At 43.2% G+C, this 16,400-nt stretch carries 11 protein-coding genes and 1 pseudogene; 9 read left to right on the top strand and 3 right to left on the bottom strand.

From position 1 onward, the window contains the following. The coding region (locus KTG12_RS17270; protein ID WP_216945490.1) for a transposase at nucleotides 1–192 on the top strand (192 nt) is incomplete at its 5' end. 117 nt (nucleotides 193–309) lie between these two features. On the opposite strand, the gene KTG12_RS17265 is transcribed toward KTG12_RS17270, so the two are convergent. Continuing rightward, entirely contained in the window at nucleotides 310–1,857 is a 1,548-nt protein-coding gene (locus KTG12_RS17265; RefSeq protein WP_216945489.1) for a leucine-rich repeat domain-containing protein, read from the bottom strand. Nucleotides 1,858–2,113: 256 nt separating this feature from the next. Between KTG12_RS17265 and KTG12_RS17260 the strand changes: the two genes are divergently transcribed. Both KTG12_RS17260 and KTG12_RS17255 read left to right on the top strand, forming a co-directional pair. Continuing rightward, nucleotides 2,114–3,847 carry a DUF262 domain-containing protein gene (locus KTG12_RS17260; RefSeq protein WP_122334239.1) on the top strand — a complete coding sequence of 578 codons (1,734 nt, stop codon included), beginning with the start codon at nucleotides 2,114–2,116 and terminating at the stop codon, nucleotides 3,845–3,847. Between the two features lie 9 nt (nucleotides 3,848–3,856). Next, nucleotides 3,857–6,067 carry a DUF262 domain-containing protein gene (locus KTG12_RS17255; RefSeq protein WP_122334238.1) on the top strand — a complete coding sequence of 737 codons (2,211 nt, stop codon included), beginning with the start codon at nucleotides 3,857–3,859 and terminating at the stop codon, nucleotides 6,065–6,067. Between the two features lie 330 nt (nucleotides 6,068–6,397). Here the strand turns inward: KTG12_RS17255 and KTG12_RS17250 are convergent, their stop codons facing one another. Both KTG12_RS17250 and KTG12_RS17245 read right to left on the bottom strand, forming a co-directional pair. Further along, a complete protein-coding gene (locus KTG12_RS17250; protein WP_216945488.1) occupies nucleotides 6,398–9,262 on the bottom strand; it encodes a hypothetical protein in 2,865 nt (954 codons plus the stop codon). A gap of 107 nt (nucleotides 9,263–9,369) precedes the next feature. Then, nucleotides 9,370–10,065, bottom strand: coding sequence for a hypothetical protein (locus KTG12_RS17245; protein ID WP_075965658.1), 696 nt, complete (start codon nucleotides 10,063–10,065; stop codon nucleotides 9,370–9,372). Between the two features lie 839 nt (nucleotides 10,066–10,904). On the opposite strand from KTG12_RS17245, the gene KTG12_RS17240 reads away from it, so the two are divergent. From KTG12_RS17240 to KTG12_RS17215, 6 genes and pseudogenes are all read left to right on the top strand, one after another. Continuing rightward, nucleotides 10,905–11,225 carry a helix-turn-helix transcriptional regulator gene (locus KTG12_RS17240; protein WP_075965659.1) on the top strand — a complete coding sequence of 107 codons (321 nt, stop codon included), beginning with the start codon at nucleotides 10,905–10,907 and terminating at the stop codon, nucleotides 11,223–11,225. Next, nucleotides 11,215–12,374 (top strand): annotated as a pseudogene (locus KTG12_RS17235) (type II toxin-antitoxin system HipA family toxin); the annotation flags it as partial. The gene KTG12_RS17240 and the pseudogene KTG12_RS17235, both read left to right, overlap by 11 nt. A gap of 284 nt (nucleotides 12,375–12,658) precedes the next feature. Next, nucleotides 12,659–13,852: a site-specific integrase gene (locus tag KTG12_RS17230; protein WP_049129820.1), complete on the top strand. Its 1,194-nt coding sequence runs from the start codon at nucleotides 12,659–12,661 to the stop codon at nucleotides 13,850–13,852. Between the two features lie 111 nt (nucleotides 13,853–13,963). Further along, a complete protein-coding gene (locus KTG12_RS17225) occupies nucleotides 13,964–14,887 on the top strand; it encodes a hypothetical protein (RefSeq protein WP_004315366.1) in 924 nt (307 codons plus the stop codon). Nucleotides 14,888–15,018: 131 nt separating this feature from the next. Then, a complete protein-coding gene (locus KTG12_RS17220; RefSeq protein ID WP_005802192.1) occupies nucleotides 15,019–15,306 on the top strand; it encodes a helix-turn-helix domain-containing protein in 288 nt (95 codons plus the stop codon). Between the two features lie 5 nt (nucleotides 15,307–15,311). Next, a complete protein-coding gene (locus KTG12_RS17215) occupies nucleotides 15,312–16,385 on the top strand; it encodes an AAA family ATPase (protein ID WP_004315364.1) in 1,074 nt (357 codons plus the stop codon). Nucleotides 16,386–16,400: the final 15 nt, after the last annotated feature.

Below are 16,400 nucleotides of genomic sequence, written 5' to 3'. Positions count from 1 at the left end.
AAACTATCTCCGCTGCAAATTGTAAGAAGACTCAAGCAAATGTCAACAACCGCCACTTGGAAGAAGCATGAAAATTACCTTAGACATATATTTTACAGGGAAAACACATTTTGGGCAGATGGTTACTTTGTGTCATCAGTCCAAAATGTCAGTCAGGAAACTATCAAGAAGTATATTGAAAACCAAGGATAGCTGCGCTATCCCGCATTTTTCATCCCATAAACTGAAGATTTAGGAGTTTTCAAATGCGAAGTTCTATAAAAAAGCCCCACGCTAAAATTCCTTTCATAATATTACCCATTTGATTTATCAATAACGTTTAGTTTCAATACCATTCTCGTAAACCGCACGAAGCAGTTTGATAGAAGACTGTTCCACGATCGTGCTGTAAAGAGTCTCGGACAGTCTGTTCGCATAGATAGTACGTCCTGTACGGTCTATGATAGTCAACTGCTTTATCTTTACAGGAGCTTCGATATGGATCATGCCGTCCTTCATATACAGACTCAACTCGGAGACTGCAGAGTTTATAATCGGAGAACCATAATAGGTGGTCGGTTTTGTTTCTACGATGCGGGTATTCTCACGAACCAACTTGGCAAAAGCATCCTCTGTCACTTCCTTTTTTTCTTCTTTCTTTTCAGGTACAGACAATACCGGAGTCCGGCTACCTTCATTGGTGACCACCGCCGGTTTTGCCTTTTGAGCAGGAGCTTCCTTCACCGGTTCTTTATCCTTTTTCTTTCCTTCTTTCTTCTTTTCTGACTTTGGCTCTGCTACAGGTGTTTCTTTCACAGTCGGGGACTTAACAGTATCCGTTTTCGCCTCTTTAAAGTTGTCCTGTGCAAGGAGCAGTGTTGAATCCGGTTTTGCCTCAGTTCCGGGATTTTCTTCTTCCACCTTTTGCGTTACAGTAGGTCGGATACGTTCTTCCTCCTTCCCTCTCTCATACAATTTCTGGGAAGCGTCTGTCATCAAGTAACCACGGAATTTCTTCCAGTTAGAAGAACGGGTGTAAAGTTTGAGTGAGCGCTCATGTACTACAACAGACAGCGGATGAATGAAATCGTCAAACGCCTTATCTGCCAGCATGGGCGGTATAATGGTCCGCATATTGATGGTATTCAAAGACCGGCAACCGACAAATGCGGACTTGTCGATAGACTTCACCAATGTCGGGATATCTATCTTCTGCAATGATTCACAATTGAAGAAAGCCCCTTCAGGGATAAACAACAGTTCCTCATTTTTGGGATCAATCTCTATTCTCTGTAAGGACTTACATCCCCAGAACACTTTCAATCCCAATTTATTCAGTGCAGCACTTAACTGGATAGATGGGATAGATGCACATTCATAGAAAGCATAGTCATCAAGCAACGAAGCTTCGTTAAATTCGTCTCCGTTTATAACCAGACGGCCACAACCCTTGAAGGCTGACTTCCCTACCGTATATATTTTATTACGCATGACGATTCGTTCCAGTTTGAACATGTCTGTAAACGCATTGTCATCAATATATGAGATATTACCTGGAAGCACTATTCGTTCCAGGCAGCCTTGAAGCTTTTCAAACAAATAACTCGGGAAATGCCCTTCCTTGGCGATTGAGTTGTCAAACACAGCCTCTGACAAATCAAGTTCGGCAACATGAAGCTCATTATTGATGAACTTAATGTCCTGCTTGTTCAACGCACCCTTTAATTTGAGGAACTTTATCCGCTCAAGCAATTCTCCTTGAAATTGGTTATGCAATATTCCAGCCTTTGAAACAGTCTTCACTGAGACACCGCTTTGAGCAAAGGCCGAAAGGGAGAAAGCGAAGAAAGCGGATGCCAAGTAATACTTCATATTCATAAGTTAATGTTTTGATTATGACGCAAAAATACAACATTTCAGTTAATAGAAAAAATTGTCAACGAAAAAATAACTGATTAACATAGAAAAACATACAATTCCTATATATATAAGGTATAGCAAACGTGTAAAACACGGGAAGGGCACTAAAAAATACCATAACCCTCTATAAATCCAGCCATAAGATTGGATTAAGCCCGATATTTTCATAACTTGCACCATATTTCAAGCCAAAGGTTTGAGACCAAGCAATAATATGGCAAGTACAGAACCAAATACCCACTCAGAGGATAGTTCAAGCAAGACCACGATCTCGCTGCAGGACTATCTTAACCGCCTAGACAATAAAGGGCAGTTCGTTATACCGGATTATCAGAGAGGCTATGTGTGGGGTCAACGGAAGAAAAACGAAAAGGAGGACTCTGTCACATACCTTATAAGTACCCTGGCCCAATCCTATCAGGAAAACAAAGAAATATTTCTCCAAGGTATTACCGTCCATGAAGTTGAATATACAAAAGAGATCGTACTCGTGGACGGTCAACAGCGGACCACGTTCTTCTATCTGCTTCTCAAGTATCTGGGATACGACGGATACTTGCAAATCAGGTATGAAATCCGGCGTCAGTCCAATGACTACCTGAAGAATCTGTCACTGGACGATATTGCCAGAGATGATGACGAACCCTATCAAGATATATTCTTCTTTAAGAGGACATTAAGAATCTTTGGGCGCGAGCTGAAAGATACAGGCAAGAAGTCCTTCTTAGATTATATACTGAAGAATGTCAAGTTCCTCTATGTTGTCATACCCGAAGAACAGGCCAAGATTGTATTCACCATGATGAACGGCAACAAGGCCAAGATGACGAATGAAGAGCTTATCAAGGCAGAGTTGCTCCGCTGTGCATCCTTAAAGCATGAGTACATCAATGAGGCAGAGCATTCGGCATTACGCAGCCGGCTTGCCCGTGAATGGGACAGTTGGCTGTATTGGTGGAACGACGATCGTGTGAAGACATTCTTCCGGACCGGAGGCAGACAGTTGGGATGGCTCCTACCCCTTATACGCGGGAACAACAAAGTCGGTTTCCGGGAGTTCCGGGAAAAGATTCTCACCGAGCAATCCATGAAACAGGCTAAAGCCGTGTTCAAGAAAATGCGCTTGCTGCAGAAAAGCATAGAAGATACCTATAACGACTCGATATCCTACAATTATATAGGTGTCATTATGTATATTCGAAACAGTTCGGAAGAACGATTTGCATTCTTACGCTGGTATTTCAATCTAAACAGCCGGGAGAACCACAGTCACACCCGGTCTGAGTTGAAACGCTACTATGACTGGTCTATCATTGGCGTGAACCATGAGGACATCGTTTCAAATGATATATCCAAGTACACAGAAGCCAGAGACCGGTTTCTGAATGAGCTGAGTGATGATCTGTTGTTCCGGAATTTTTATGAAACGGCATACAGGTGGCTTATTCGTCAGAACATCCGTCAGGACAATCTTCACAACGGCCGGAAATTCAATTTTGAGATAGAGCGTGACCGTTCGCTGGAACACGTCTATCCAAAATCCAAAATAGGACATAGGAGTGAAGAAGGAATCGCTCTTGACTGGGGAGACAACAGACTTGACACACAAAAAGAAAAAGAGATCAAATTATGGCGCGAAGAGATGAAATGGAAGTCAGAAGGACAGGAATACTCCGGATCAGAACATTGCATCGGGAACCTTCTATTGTTATACAGGCGGGACAACTCCAAGTTCAATGACGCAGATTTTGATACAAAGAATAAGTATTTCTTCACGGATCAAGACGATGACGCATTCAAAAGCAGGCATCTTATCCATACGACAATGGTATTCTCCGACACCAAATGGAAAGATGGTGATTCATCATGGAACAAAGAGCAGATTCCTATGAGAAAGAAAAAAGAAATAGAAGAGTTCAAAAAAGAATATCCGGAATTAAAAAACTAAGATAGTAGTATGGCACAATTAGAGAGTGGAAAGCCGCATTCATTAAAGGAAATATTCTGTGGCGAAAATGATAAGATTATAGTCCCGGATTTGCAGCGCGACTATTGTTGGGGTGATCATATTCCTTCCAATTCAACCGAAACACTGGTAAGTTCATTTATGGACAGTTTGTTGAAATTAGACCGGTCCAGGGACATTACCATGGGACTCATATACGGTTATTATGACAAGGAACTGACACCCAACCATCTCCAGTTATGTGATGGACAGCAAAGACTCACCACCCTGTTCTTGATCCTCGGTGTTTTGAACAGAAAAGCCGGTGATGACCGGTACAAAGATATCCTTATTTCCAATTTTGAGTTGGAGGAAGATGACAAAGAGCCCCATTTGCTATACGGCATCCGGGAAAGCTCGCTCTATTTCCTAAGCGACCTGACGATATATTATTTCCTAAACAGCAACCTGTCTTTATCAGACCTGGACAAACAGCCCTGGTTCCTGAACTCATACAACAACGACCCCACCATTATAAGCATTAAATGCGCCATTGAGACCATCGAGGCAAAGTTAGCTTCCAATGATGACAATGAAAAACCGGACATCTACAGTTTTGGAGATTTCTTGATTGAGCGTTTGAAGTTCTTGTTCTACGACATGAACAACAGACTAAACGGAGAAGAGACATTTGTGGTCATAAACACTACCGGCGAGCCGCTGACAGCGAACCAGAATCTAAAACCGCTGATCATCAAGGAGAATGAGAGCTATACAAGAGAAGAACAGACAGAGAACGGTCAAGCAATCATTCATACCACCGCTGAAGATTGGGAAACGATGGAAACCTGGTTCTGGCAGAAGCGTCACAGAAACGACTCTGACACATCCACCGAAGGCATGCTTGCCTTCTTCCATTGCGTCCGCATCCTTGAGAACGATACTGAAGAAGGGTGGCATAAACATATGGAAACAGAAAACGATGATTTCCCGTTGACCATACCAATGGAAAGAATTTGGGAATGGTTCTATTCCTATAAACGGCTCTATGAACTCAACTACAAAAGGCTTACCACTCCTAATATACGATATCCGGAATCAAGAAAACACTATACTCAAAAAGATCTGTATGCCTTACTCCCATCCATGGAGTATTGCAGGAAATATCCCGATGCTACCGAACAGGAGATCCAGCGAATATATCATCTGTTCAGTAATATGAGCAGATACAGAGATACCAACCGTTCATCTCAGAAAGAGTCTTTAAGAGTTCCGGCGTTCAGGGCTTACCGGCTCATAAGGGAAACAGAGTGTAGGGATGTCCTATCGCTGTTGGGAAATCAGGACTTCAATGTGGAAGAAGAACGGCAAAAAATGATATTCATACAGCGCAACTCCCCCACCCCAGAATTACGTATGGAAATAGAAGAACTGTTTGCCAAAGCCGAAAGTTTTCCAATCTATAAGGGGCGAATAGCCACACTTGTCAGCTGGAGCGAAGATTCTCTTGACAGGTTACGATACCTATATGGAAAGATAAAAGAATGGTGGATTGACTGTGACAACCAAAACAGAGTACGTCAGGCTCTTCTTGCAAGTAAAACGCCTGGCTACCCGGCAGCCAGAACCAATTCCAACCGTACCTTGTGTACAGACGAAGAATGGAGCCAACTTTTCGAGCGGCAAGGAGAGCACATCGTCAAGTTGCTCGATGAAGGAAACCTAGATACGATTATTGAGAAGTACAAGGACCCAACATCCCCTTATTTTCCTTTGATTAATGATATTTCGTATCTGAATTTTGCTCAAAAGCAAAATATCAGAATACTTCCCCAAGAAGTTATAGAGCTGATGGAGAAAAAAACAGGAAGCGGAAACTACATTATCTTCCATAAATGCGAAGTGTTTAGAAAGAATACAATTAACTCAGATAATTGGACTGGACTAAATGTTTGGCCCGATCGTGATGGGAATGTTACTTATTTCTACACCCAAAGCATCAAGTACAATCTTACACTGGATATGAGAATCGATTGGAACGGATACAGGATAATAGCCCATTTGGATAGGGAACCGGCCAAAAAGTCGCTGGATACAACTATACTGAAAGAACAAGGATTCATTCAAGAAAAAGGAATTTGGTCATTCCCTTACCTGACCGACCCCATAGAGGCGAAGCACAAGTATATTGACATCACAAAAGCGATTGAAGCCACCCTATAGCAGGGATAGACTATACAAAGCTTAAACCAACCGGCCTCTCCTGCCCCATTATAGGAAAATGAAATATCCGATTGTGGGTGCAGAAGATATTTAACTGCTAAAAATATTTATTTAGTGCTTTGTAATCGCTTGTCGTTCTGTTCCAATGCCTGCTTATATTTTATCACCTTTCATCCATCTGATTTTAGGAATGGCAAATAAAAGAAAAAACAGAAGCCAGGAAAACATTCCGGCAAATCACCCCAGAGGTGGAGCGTATAAAAAAATGCCGATACCATCGTGAGGACACGGCAGTATCGGCAAGAACAAAAGCGATGGTATATCTCGCGACTAGCGCACCCTCACCTTATATGTATGGTCACCAACACGAACGATGTAGACGCCGCTCGTCAGATCGGTGTAGCGCTCCGTGCCCTCTTGCTCGCGGGTGTAGAGCGTCGTGCCGAAGAGACTGACGATCGTCACTCGTGCCCGGGCAGCGGTGCGGACAACCACCGTGCCGGATTCGGTATAGACTTGCGTACCGGTGATCACGTCGATGCCGGTTGGGGCCATCGGACGGACTGAGGCACGGACGTAAGCATCGCTATAGACCCAGGATAGACGATAGCTGCCGTCGGCAGCGGGTTTGAGCGGGCTCCAGGATAAGTAAGGGCTCTTGCGGTACTCTACCAGTAGCGTGGCGGGGTCGTAGCCCTCGGCTACGGTGGCGGTGAAGACGAAAGTGCCGCCCGCCTCGATGTAGTCGCTCTCGGCCTCGAGGCAGACGCTGTCGTTCGGCTCGAAGTGAAGGGTGACGTAGGAAGGCTCCGGTTCGGGCTCAGGATCAGGATTCGGGGTTTCCTTCTGCTGGAAGGTGGCCGTTACCGTTACGTCTGAGGCAGGCATTACGAAGGTGCATCCGTTGTTCACTACCTCTGTCGGAGTAGCGTTGGTTACAGTCAATGTTCCTTCCACATACTCGTAGCCCTCAGCTGGGAAGATCGTTAGGGTGATCTCTTCGCCAGCGGGGGCCTTGTCCATGTTTGCCGTTACTGAACCGCCCGGCATAGTTGGGATCGTGATAACATATTCGATCTGTTTAAAGGTGGCCGTTACCGTTACGTCCTCAGCGGGCATCTTGAAGGTGTATTGGTTGTCCGTTACCTCAGTCGGAGTGGCGTTGGTTACGGTCAATGTCCCTTCCACATACTCGTAACCTTCAGCAGGGAAGATCGTTAGGGTGATCTCTTCGCCAGCGGGGGCTTTGTCCATATTTGCCGTTACTGACCCGCCCGTCATAGTTGGTATCGTAATGGTATACAGCTGTTTGTAATCGGCTGTGATGGTCACGTCGCTAATTTTGACGTTATATGGTAATTCCTCACTCCACACCAACTGATAACCAGGAATCTGAATCTGGTTCAACTCACTCTCGGTCAAGTTCACCAGTTGATTGGTATTCCCATATTTAAAGATGGACTTGGTTGCGGGTTGATTTGCGGCAGAGGGGTACTCGAAGGTGACTTTGTACACTGCCTCGCCACCCAACACGGGGAACAAGTTACCATCAGCACCCAACTTCTGTCCCCAAGGAAAAGCCCCCTCCGGCGCAGGCTTCTGCTTGAGTTCCCACGCTACCTCGCCGCTGTGGAACTGGGCTTCGGTTTTGTCGGTCGTTCCATCAGAAAGACCGGCACCTACTCCTTTGAGATCGTCCTTCTTCAAATAGAAACAGTTCGTGTTCGAACCTTCCTCGAATAACTCGCCTACGATACCGCCAATAGTGGTATTCCCTCTATCCATAACATCTCCTGTATTATAACAAGAGTAAATTTTGCCGTCATTGCTCCCTGCAATACCACCATTATGGGCTTCTTCATCCCCGTGAATATAACTCTTTACAACACCGACGTTCCAGATCGTGCCATCAGAACCAAGATAACCGAAAAGGCCGACAGCGCCATTACCATCCCTCACATAAATACCTCCCACAGTATATCCCTTACCATCGAATGTACCATTAAAACGATTCGGGTAACTCCCTATCGGCTCCCACATATTCAGTCCTTCTGTAGTCTCGTTCCACTGCTGCCATTTCTCCGTGTTATTCAGCTCGATATTTGCCCCCAACCTCAATGTCCAGTCTTTGAAATCAAGATTACTCACGTTGTTAGTCAACCAAGATACCCCACGCAACTGGGCGGCGGTGGTAATAGTGAATTCTTTCGGATTGGCATCTGGATTATACCAGTCTATATCCGTTTCATCAGGTAATATATAACCATATGTCTCCATATTCTTGCTCGGGAAATTATCGGGCAGTTTCGGAACCCAAACGAAGTTATCATTCATTGGTATATCATCAGGTTCCTGTATCAGCTGCCCTGCGTTACCGCAGATAAGCGTTTCTGTCTCATCACCATCCTTGTTCGTATAGTTAAAAGTGATGCCATATACCGCATTATTGCCGTCCTGTTTCGTGGGGTAGGCATCCGTGTCGCTGAGTTTTTGCCCCCAATCCATCCTATCTTGCCCTTGCCACGCATTCAGCAAGTAAGCTACCTCGCCGTTGTGGAAGGCAGCGGCGGGCTTAGGTGTCGTTCCGAGGACTTTATTTTCATTCCCTTTTACGCAACCATCCAAATAGTAACAGTTAGTGACTGTGCCGTTTTTATAATTGCCCACAATACCACCAGCAACCAAACTTCTCTCAACCGTTCCCGTGTAATAACAGGATTGGATCGTACCAGAACTCCCACCTACGATACCGCCAGCATTCGCCCCGCTGATATCGCTCTCCACAACACCGACGTTCCGGATCGTGCCAGCATCATAAAGTATACCGAAAAGGCCAGCATAGTCCTCGCTATCAACCTTAACCCCTTTCACGATATGCCCCTGGCCATCGAAAGTACCTTTAAAAGGAGAGCTAGGATTACCTATCGGTGTCCACTTATTCTTGGGCGCATTATTCATATTCCAGCTCTCCCAATTTTCCGTATTATTCAGCCCGATATTGTTCTTTAGTCGTACCTCCATGTTCTGAAAGCTCATGCCATCATCATTCACCTTCTTAGCGAACTGATACAGATGTCCGACCGTGTAGATTTCATAGATACCTTCGTCATTAGGCTTCCACTCATTCGAGTAGATACCCGAAACTACCTCTATTACCTCCGGCCCACCTATCGTGGGATAGGTAGCGCCATTCATGCCGCTGAGGTCTTGACCCCAAACAGGAGGATCTATTCCATCATATTCATTTAGCAAGGCAGCTACCTCACCGTTGTGGAATGCGGATTTTTCCTTTTTCGCTACTCTCAGGGGATTACCATCAGATTCACTACAACCCCTTGGCCGATATTATCTGAATAGTAACAATTCGAGATATCACCTTCTTCTCTCATACCTATGATACCGCCACTAATAGGCCCCACAACTTCTCCTGTGTAATAACAAGAATTGATATCACCCCTATTATGGCCTACGATACCGCCAATGCGAGACCCGCTAATATTGCTCTCCACAACACCGACGTTCTGGATCGTTCCTCCATCAAGATAACCGAATAGGCCAGCATAGTTCTTTCTCATAATATAAACCCCTTTCACCGTATGCCCCTGGCCATCGAAAATGCCGGAAAAAGGAGAGTCATAAGTACCTATCGGCGTCCACTCTTTCAAACCATCCGGTGCTTTATATCCCCAGTTCTCCCAGCCATCCGTCTCATTCAAGACAATATCCGCATCCAGCATCACGGTCTTATCGCAGAAGTCATACCCTCCATTCACCAGCTCTGCCATCCCCGCCAATTCGGCGGCAGTCTTGATATGGTAGACTCCATCATCTTCCTGAGAATCATCCGTATACCACGACTTATCCGGCTTGCCATCCCATACATCTTGCGCCCCGGCCTTCGGCACGGCCAGCAAGAGGGCTATACATAAGAGAAACCGTAGCGTCTGCTTGACGCTACGACCTGTACAGGTCGGATTTTCTTTCGATTTGTTTTTCATTTGTCTGTTTGTTTTTATTATTAATAATTTAAAAGGTAACACTCATGAAACGGCAAGGCATAGTACCCCTGCAGAGGTATGATGTTCCAGTACATCGCCCCAATCCGTTCCTAAAAAGGATTAGATTATGAAAGAATTCTGTATTTATACGAATAAACGGAATACGCAATTTAACAAACTTTTCGCCGGGTTTGCTCGCCTTCGCCCCAAAAGAGCGCATTATGAGATAATGTAAGGGGTTACTCGTCATATTCGTTTTTTTATTCTATCCCGCAAACTTACTGAAATATTGGGATTTTATAAACGCGTCTAATAAAAATAGACTCACGTTTGTTTATTTATAGAGGAAATATAGCAGAAAAAACAAGAAACAAGAAAACAAGAAATAACAAAAAGGCTTACGTGTGGAAATACATGCTCTCCCTCCCCCTTTTAACGAATTGTCATTCTAACACTTTGACATCTCAACCATCGGAAAATCGATTATTTCGGGGCAAAGTACAGCCAGCTTCCAAATTCGAAAAATATTTTTCCATAATATATTACTATACAAGCTATTACTAATTCTTTGATCCTCTTTTCTCTCTAGTTTCCCCTTTTCACAAAAATCCGCCGTCAGTCAATTCCTTTCTTTTCAAGCAAATAAAGACAGCGGGAGGCGCGTTTGGGCTAAAAACAGGATCGGTTTATGATTCTTCTTTCATAGAAGAGAATACGCGGAGCATGGAATTGAGAAATTAGCACACAAACGACACTCACACAATCCAATATAATAGTAAATATATTAATTGTTATCCATATTATTTTGATATAACAGTTAATATATTTACCTTTGTAATATGACAACGGACCATATCACCCAAACCATGGCCAATCCGGAAATCATAGCGGAATTAGGCAGACGATTTAAGGAATACAGGCTAACCTATAGGCTCACCCAGAAAGAAGTTGCCGAGAAAGCCGGTGTCTGCCTTGTCACCTTGCGCCAGTTTGAGAACGGAAAGGCCTACAACATCAATATGGGCAACTTTCTTGCCCTGCTGCGAGTAGTGGACTGTCTGGAACAGATGGACGACCTGCTGCCGCAAATACCTGTTTCAGCCTATACAATGGAAAAAATCATGAATAAAAAGCCGAAAAGGATAAGACATGGAAAATAATATTGTGAGTGTGATGTTATGGGGGGGGAAGAAGTCGGAAAGCTCTATTGGGACGAAAGGAGTCAAAGAGCCGTCTTCAACTATCATCCGGACTTCATCAAGAAAGGGCTGGAAATCGCCCCACTAACCGCTTCTGTCAAAGGATCGGCAGCAAAGGGTATGCCCATACTCGGAAACAAAGAAAAGATTTATCAAGGTCTCCCACCGTTTTTGGCAGATTCATTGCCTGACCGATGGGGTAACATGGTATTCGACCAATGGGTGTCACAAAACCATATCCCCAAGCGTAAACTCACGCCAGTAGATAAACTGTCTTTCATCGGGAAACGGGGAATGGGAGCCTTTGAGTTCATTCCGGCCACTCCGGGATTGGAATCCTCTTCTACCCTCCAGATAGAGAGTTTATACCAACTGGCACGCCGTATTTTTGAAGAACGGGAAGAAATTTCCGTACAAGATGATGAAGCTCTGCAACTGCAAAGTATCTATGAAGTAGGAACATCAGCCGGAGGACAGCACCCGAAAGCGATCATCGCCATCAATAAAACGACACATGATATACGTTCCGGACAAGTTCCTTTGCCAGAGGGATATACCTACTACATATTGAAGTTTGCAGAGGGTGATGACTTCCCGTTCACGCAAACGGAAATGGCATATTATGAGATTGCAAAAGAAGCCGGGATTACGATGATGCCTTCCCGACTCATTCTAATTGAGGGAAAACATCACTTCCTAACGGAACGTTACGACAGGATAAACGGAGAAAAGATACATACACAGACCCTTGCTGCCATGAATCCGGACGCAACAAGCTATGAGGAGTTGTTTGAAGTCTGCCGAAAGCTGAGCATCCCGGCCAGCGAACAGTCCGAACTGTACCGCCGGATGGTATTCAATGTCATGGGCGGCAACGTGGATGACCACATCAAGAATTTCTCTTTCCTGATGGAAAGAAACGGCACATGGCACATCACCCCAGCATACGACATGATGTTCACCACCAATTTAGACGGTGCGGCATACGAAAACGTACACTCTATGAGCATTGCAGGGAAAAATAGCGACATCACGGAAGATGACCTACTGCAATTTGCCAGACAGAACGGAATCAAGAATGCCAAAAAGATAATCGAAAAAGTCAGCCTGCGCCGCTGAAATTTATAGTTGATATTCAGAAACATACATAATGTGGCAGAACATCATCAACAGCTGTCAGTTGTGGAAAAAGAGAAAAAATGAGATAAAATATTGAACATAAGATATTGATATTTAGTATTTTATATTTGTTGAATGTAATTTCCTTTATTTTCCTTATTTTCTTGTTTAGTCTAATAAATGCCTTTATTTTGTTACTATTTTGTTACCTGTATTCATTGAAGTAACAAAACAAATCGCTATATTTGTATCGGTAACAAAATAAGAACATAATTATGGCGAAGAAAAAACAAGAAGTTAAATTGAAAGAACCTGTAAGGATTAGATTCAAGCAGCTTGCCAATGGCAACCAGTCTATTTATTTGGACTACTATACAGGTGATGTTATTAGAAAAGAAAATTATGTTGGCGGTAAACGGCAATATGAATTTTTGAAATTATACCTTATACCCGAAAAGACAAGAGAGGATAAGGCAAAGAACGAAGCTACGTTGGCTCTTGCAAAAGCTATTCAAAGCAAGCGGATAGTAGAGTTGCAAAATGATGCACACGGCTTTCAGAACACCAACAAGTCAAAAGCGAATGTGATTGATTATTTAATGAACATGAGAAGCCAATCTAAAGAACGTGGCAGCTTGAACTATGAAAAGACCGTTGGTAATACCATTCGTGAACTAAAATTGTTCAGAGGGGATTATATCGCTTTTCGTGATATAGATAAGGACTTCTTGAATAGCTTTGTGGATTTCTTGAAACAAGCGAAGAAAGCAAGCAAGTTTGGTTTGTTAAAGGCTGGGGGTGTATTAAGTAATAATTCCGTTATTGCTTACTATGGGGTGCTGCGTACCGCTATAAATAGAGCCTATAAAGAGGGGATTATTACGGTCAATCCAACGAAAGAGTTTGATTTTGCCAGTAAGGTAAAAGCGGAAGTCAGCCGCAGGGAGTATTTGACAATAGAGGAATTGAAGCGGCTTATCGGGACAGAGTGCAAGTATGGGATAATGAAACAAGCCTTTCTTTTCAGTTGTTTGTGTGGGCTGCGTGTAAGCGATATAAGAAAATTGAAGTGGAACGATTTGCAGAAAAGCGGTGAAAGAATAAGAATTGAAATAAAGATGCAGAAAACAAAAGAACCGCTTTATCTGCCTATATCCGATGAAGCGTTAAAGTGGTTGCCGCAACAAAATGAAGCAAAAGGCGATGATTTGATTTTTCCTTTGACGCATGAGGGAACTATAAATAAAATACTTCAAAAATGGGCGAAAGACGCAGGGATTATTAAGCATATCTCGTTTCATGTTGCCCGGCATACCCATGCTACCATGATGCTTACATTGGGGGCTGACTTGTACACAGTTAGCAAATTGTTAGGACATAAAAATATTGCCACAACTCAAATTTATGCGAAGATTGTCGATAAGAAAAAAGAAGAAGCTATAAGTTTGATACCGAATTTGACGGACTGATTTAAAAAGAAAGTATGGTTATATCACAGTTACCGTACTTTCTTTCTTTTTTTGTCTTTGTTTAGCCGGAAAAATATATCTTTGTTTCTACTAACTGAAACATAGATTATTATGACAGAAGAAGAACTGAAAATAAAATTCGACCATATACAAGGTATATTCAATCGCTGTATCAATCATGCCAGCCAAGTTATGATAGATAATATTGCCTCTAAGTCCTTATATTTCGACGAAGAACAGGCAGATAAACTGGAACAGCAAGAATATGTTCGTACCGCTGATGAGTTGGTGCAGTTATATATTCGTTATTCTGTGTTGAATGATATTCAATATTTTTATTCTGTATCTGATTTCTTTTGGGAAAGCGGTTTTTATGAATCCTTGAAATCCGATGAGAAAAGAAAATACATGTCGTTTAATCCTCTTTCATTTGATTATTCCCGGTATGAGCAAGATAATACGGTTTATGATGAAGAACTGCCTTATTTTTCCGTAATAGTTAAAACTGTTGTATTGGAAAAATATTCTGCGTACTTGCGAAAAAAGAAAGAAAGTAAGGTGCAAGCGGAAATGCAGCCACAACAGAAAGAGCCGCAACCAATTCAAGATAAATGCCAAGAGCCTAAAATTATCTCCCATATTGCTGAAACAGAAAATCCGTTTAAGTCTATTTTAAACGACAGACAAATAGCATTGTTGGTGGATTGTATCAATGAAGTGGAAATTTTCAATGCTCCTATGACTTTTGAAGATTTGAAAGCAATACTTTCCTGTAAGCCAAAAGTTATATTTAGGTCTAATAACAACAGGCAGGTAGCTTTTCTTTTTTCGGAATTAAGCAATCGTGGTTTGATAACACCTAACTGGCAATCTGTTATAGCAAAGAATAAGTTGTTTGTTACGAAGAATATAAAGAAAGATAAATATCTGAATCAAGGTGATTTAGCCACAGCCGCCAATTATGTAAAAGGGGTGGAACATGAAAAAGATTATGTAACCATCAGCAATTATATCAAACAACTGAAAAAACTTTAAGAATAGGTTAATACCTCAAACATAGCTTAATCCACTATCAAGCTATTCCTCAATACTTTTGCCCCCGTAATCGATTACAAGAAACTGGAGGGCATGCACTCCATATTGTCTAACGCAAATACTTTTGTTATATGGAAACAAGTATTGAGAAGCGAGTTGCAGAACTCGAAAATTTAGTGTTCCTTTCAAAGAATGTGCTTAGTTTTGATGAAGCGAGCAAGTTCTTGAACCTTTCAAAAAGTTACCTGTACAAGCTGACTTCGGGTAACTTGATACCCCATTACAAGCCGCAGGGCAAAATGCTTTATTTTGAGAAAGCGGAATTAGAAGCGTGGTTGCGTCAGAACCCGGTGAAGACGCAGGCGCAGATAGAGCAGGAAGCGCAGAAATATATCCTTAACCGTCCCTTAAAGAAATAGCGGCTATGGAAAATAGAAAAGCGACAGAAGCCGGGCAGGATGTCACCATGCAGAAAGAGGATTTTGCAGCCCTTTGGAAAACCATCCATCTAAAGGTGACGGACACTTACGAAGTGCCGCCCGAAATACTCTGGGTGAACGGCTCTACCATTGGCACGCTGGGTAATTTCAGCGCATCCACAGGAAAAGCCAAGAGCAAAAAGACATTCAACATTTCCGCCATCGTTGCGGCGGCGTTGAAGAATGACGAGGTACTGAAGTATTCGGCATATCTGCCACCGAACAAGCGGAAAATCCTCTATGTAGATACCGAGCAGAGCAAATACCATTGCCATAAGGTCATGGAGCGTATTTTGCGACTTGCCGGACTGCCTACCGACAAGGACAGGGACGATTTTGTTTTCATCGTGCTAAGGGAGCAGACCCCCGACAAGCGGAAACAGATTATCGGCTATATGCTTGAAAATATGCCCGATGTGGGGTTGCTCATCATTGACGGAATCCGTGACTTGATGTATGACATCAACAGCCCCAGCGAATCAACCGACCTAATCAACCTCTTGATGCGCTGGTCAAGCGGATATAACCTGCATATCCACACTGTTCTGCATTTGAATAAGGGGGATGACAACACAAGGGGGCATATCGGTACGGAACTGAACAACAAGGCTGAAACCGTCCTGCAAATCACGAAAAGCCAGCAGGACGGCAACATAAGCGAGGTAAAGGCGATGCACATACGTGACCGGGAATTTGACCCGTTCGCATTCCGTATCAATGACAACGCTTTACCCGAAATCGTGGATGATTATGTATTCCAACAACCTAAGCAGGACAGGAACTTTTCGCTTACGGAACTGACTGAACAGCAACACCGGGAAGCGTTGGAGAACGGTTTCGGCAAGCAGGTGGTACAAGGCTATTCCAATGTCATAGCGGCATTGAAACAGGGTTATGCGAGTATCGGTTACGAGCGTGGACGCAATGTTCTTGTGTCGCTTAACAAGTTTCTTGTGAACAAGCGCATGATTGTGAAAGAGGGCAAGGGCTACCGCTATAATCCCGATTTCCATTATTAAAAGTCAGTTTGGTTT

Source organism: Parabacteroides sp. MSK.9.14 (genome assembly GCF_019041495.1).
In the GTDB taxonomy this organism is placed as follows: Bacteria; Bacteroidota; Bacteroidia; order Bacteroidales; family Tannerellaceae; genus Parabacteroides; species Parabacteroides merdae.
The sequence above is the reverse complement of the archived record's forward strand: the minus strand, read 5'-3'. Positions and strand labels throughout refer to the sequence as shown.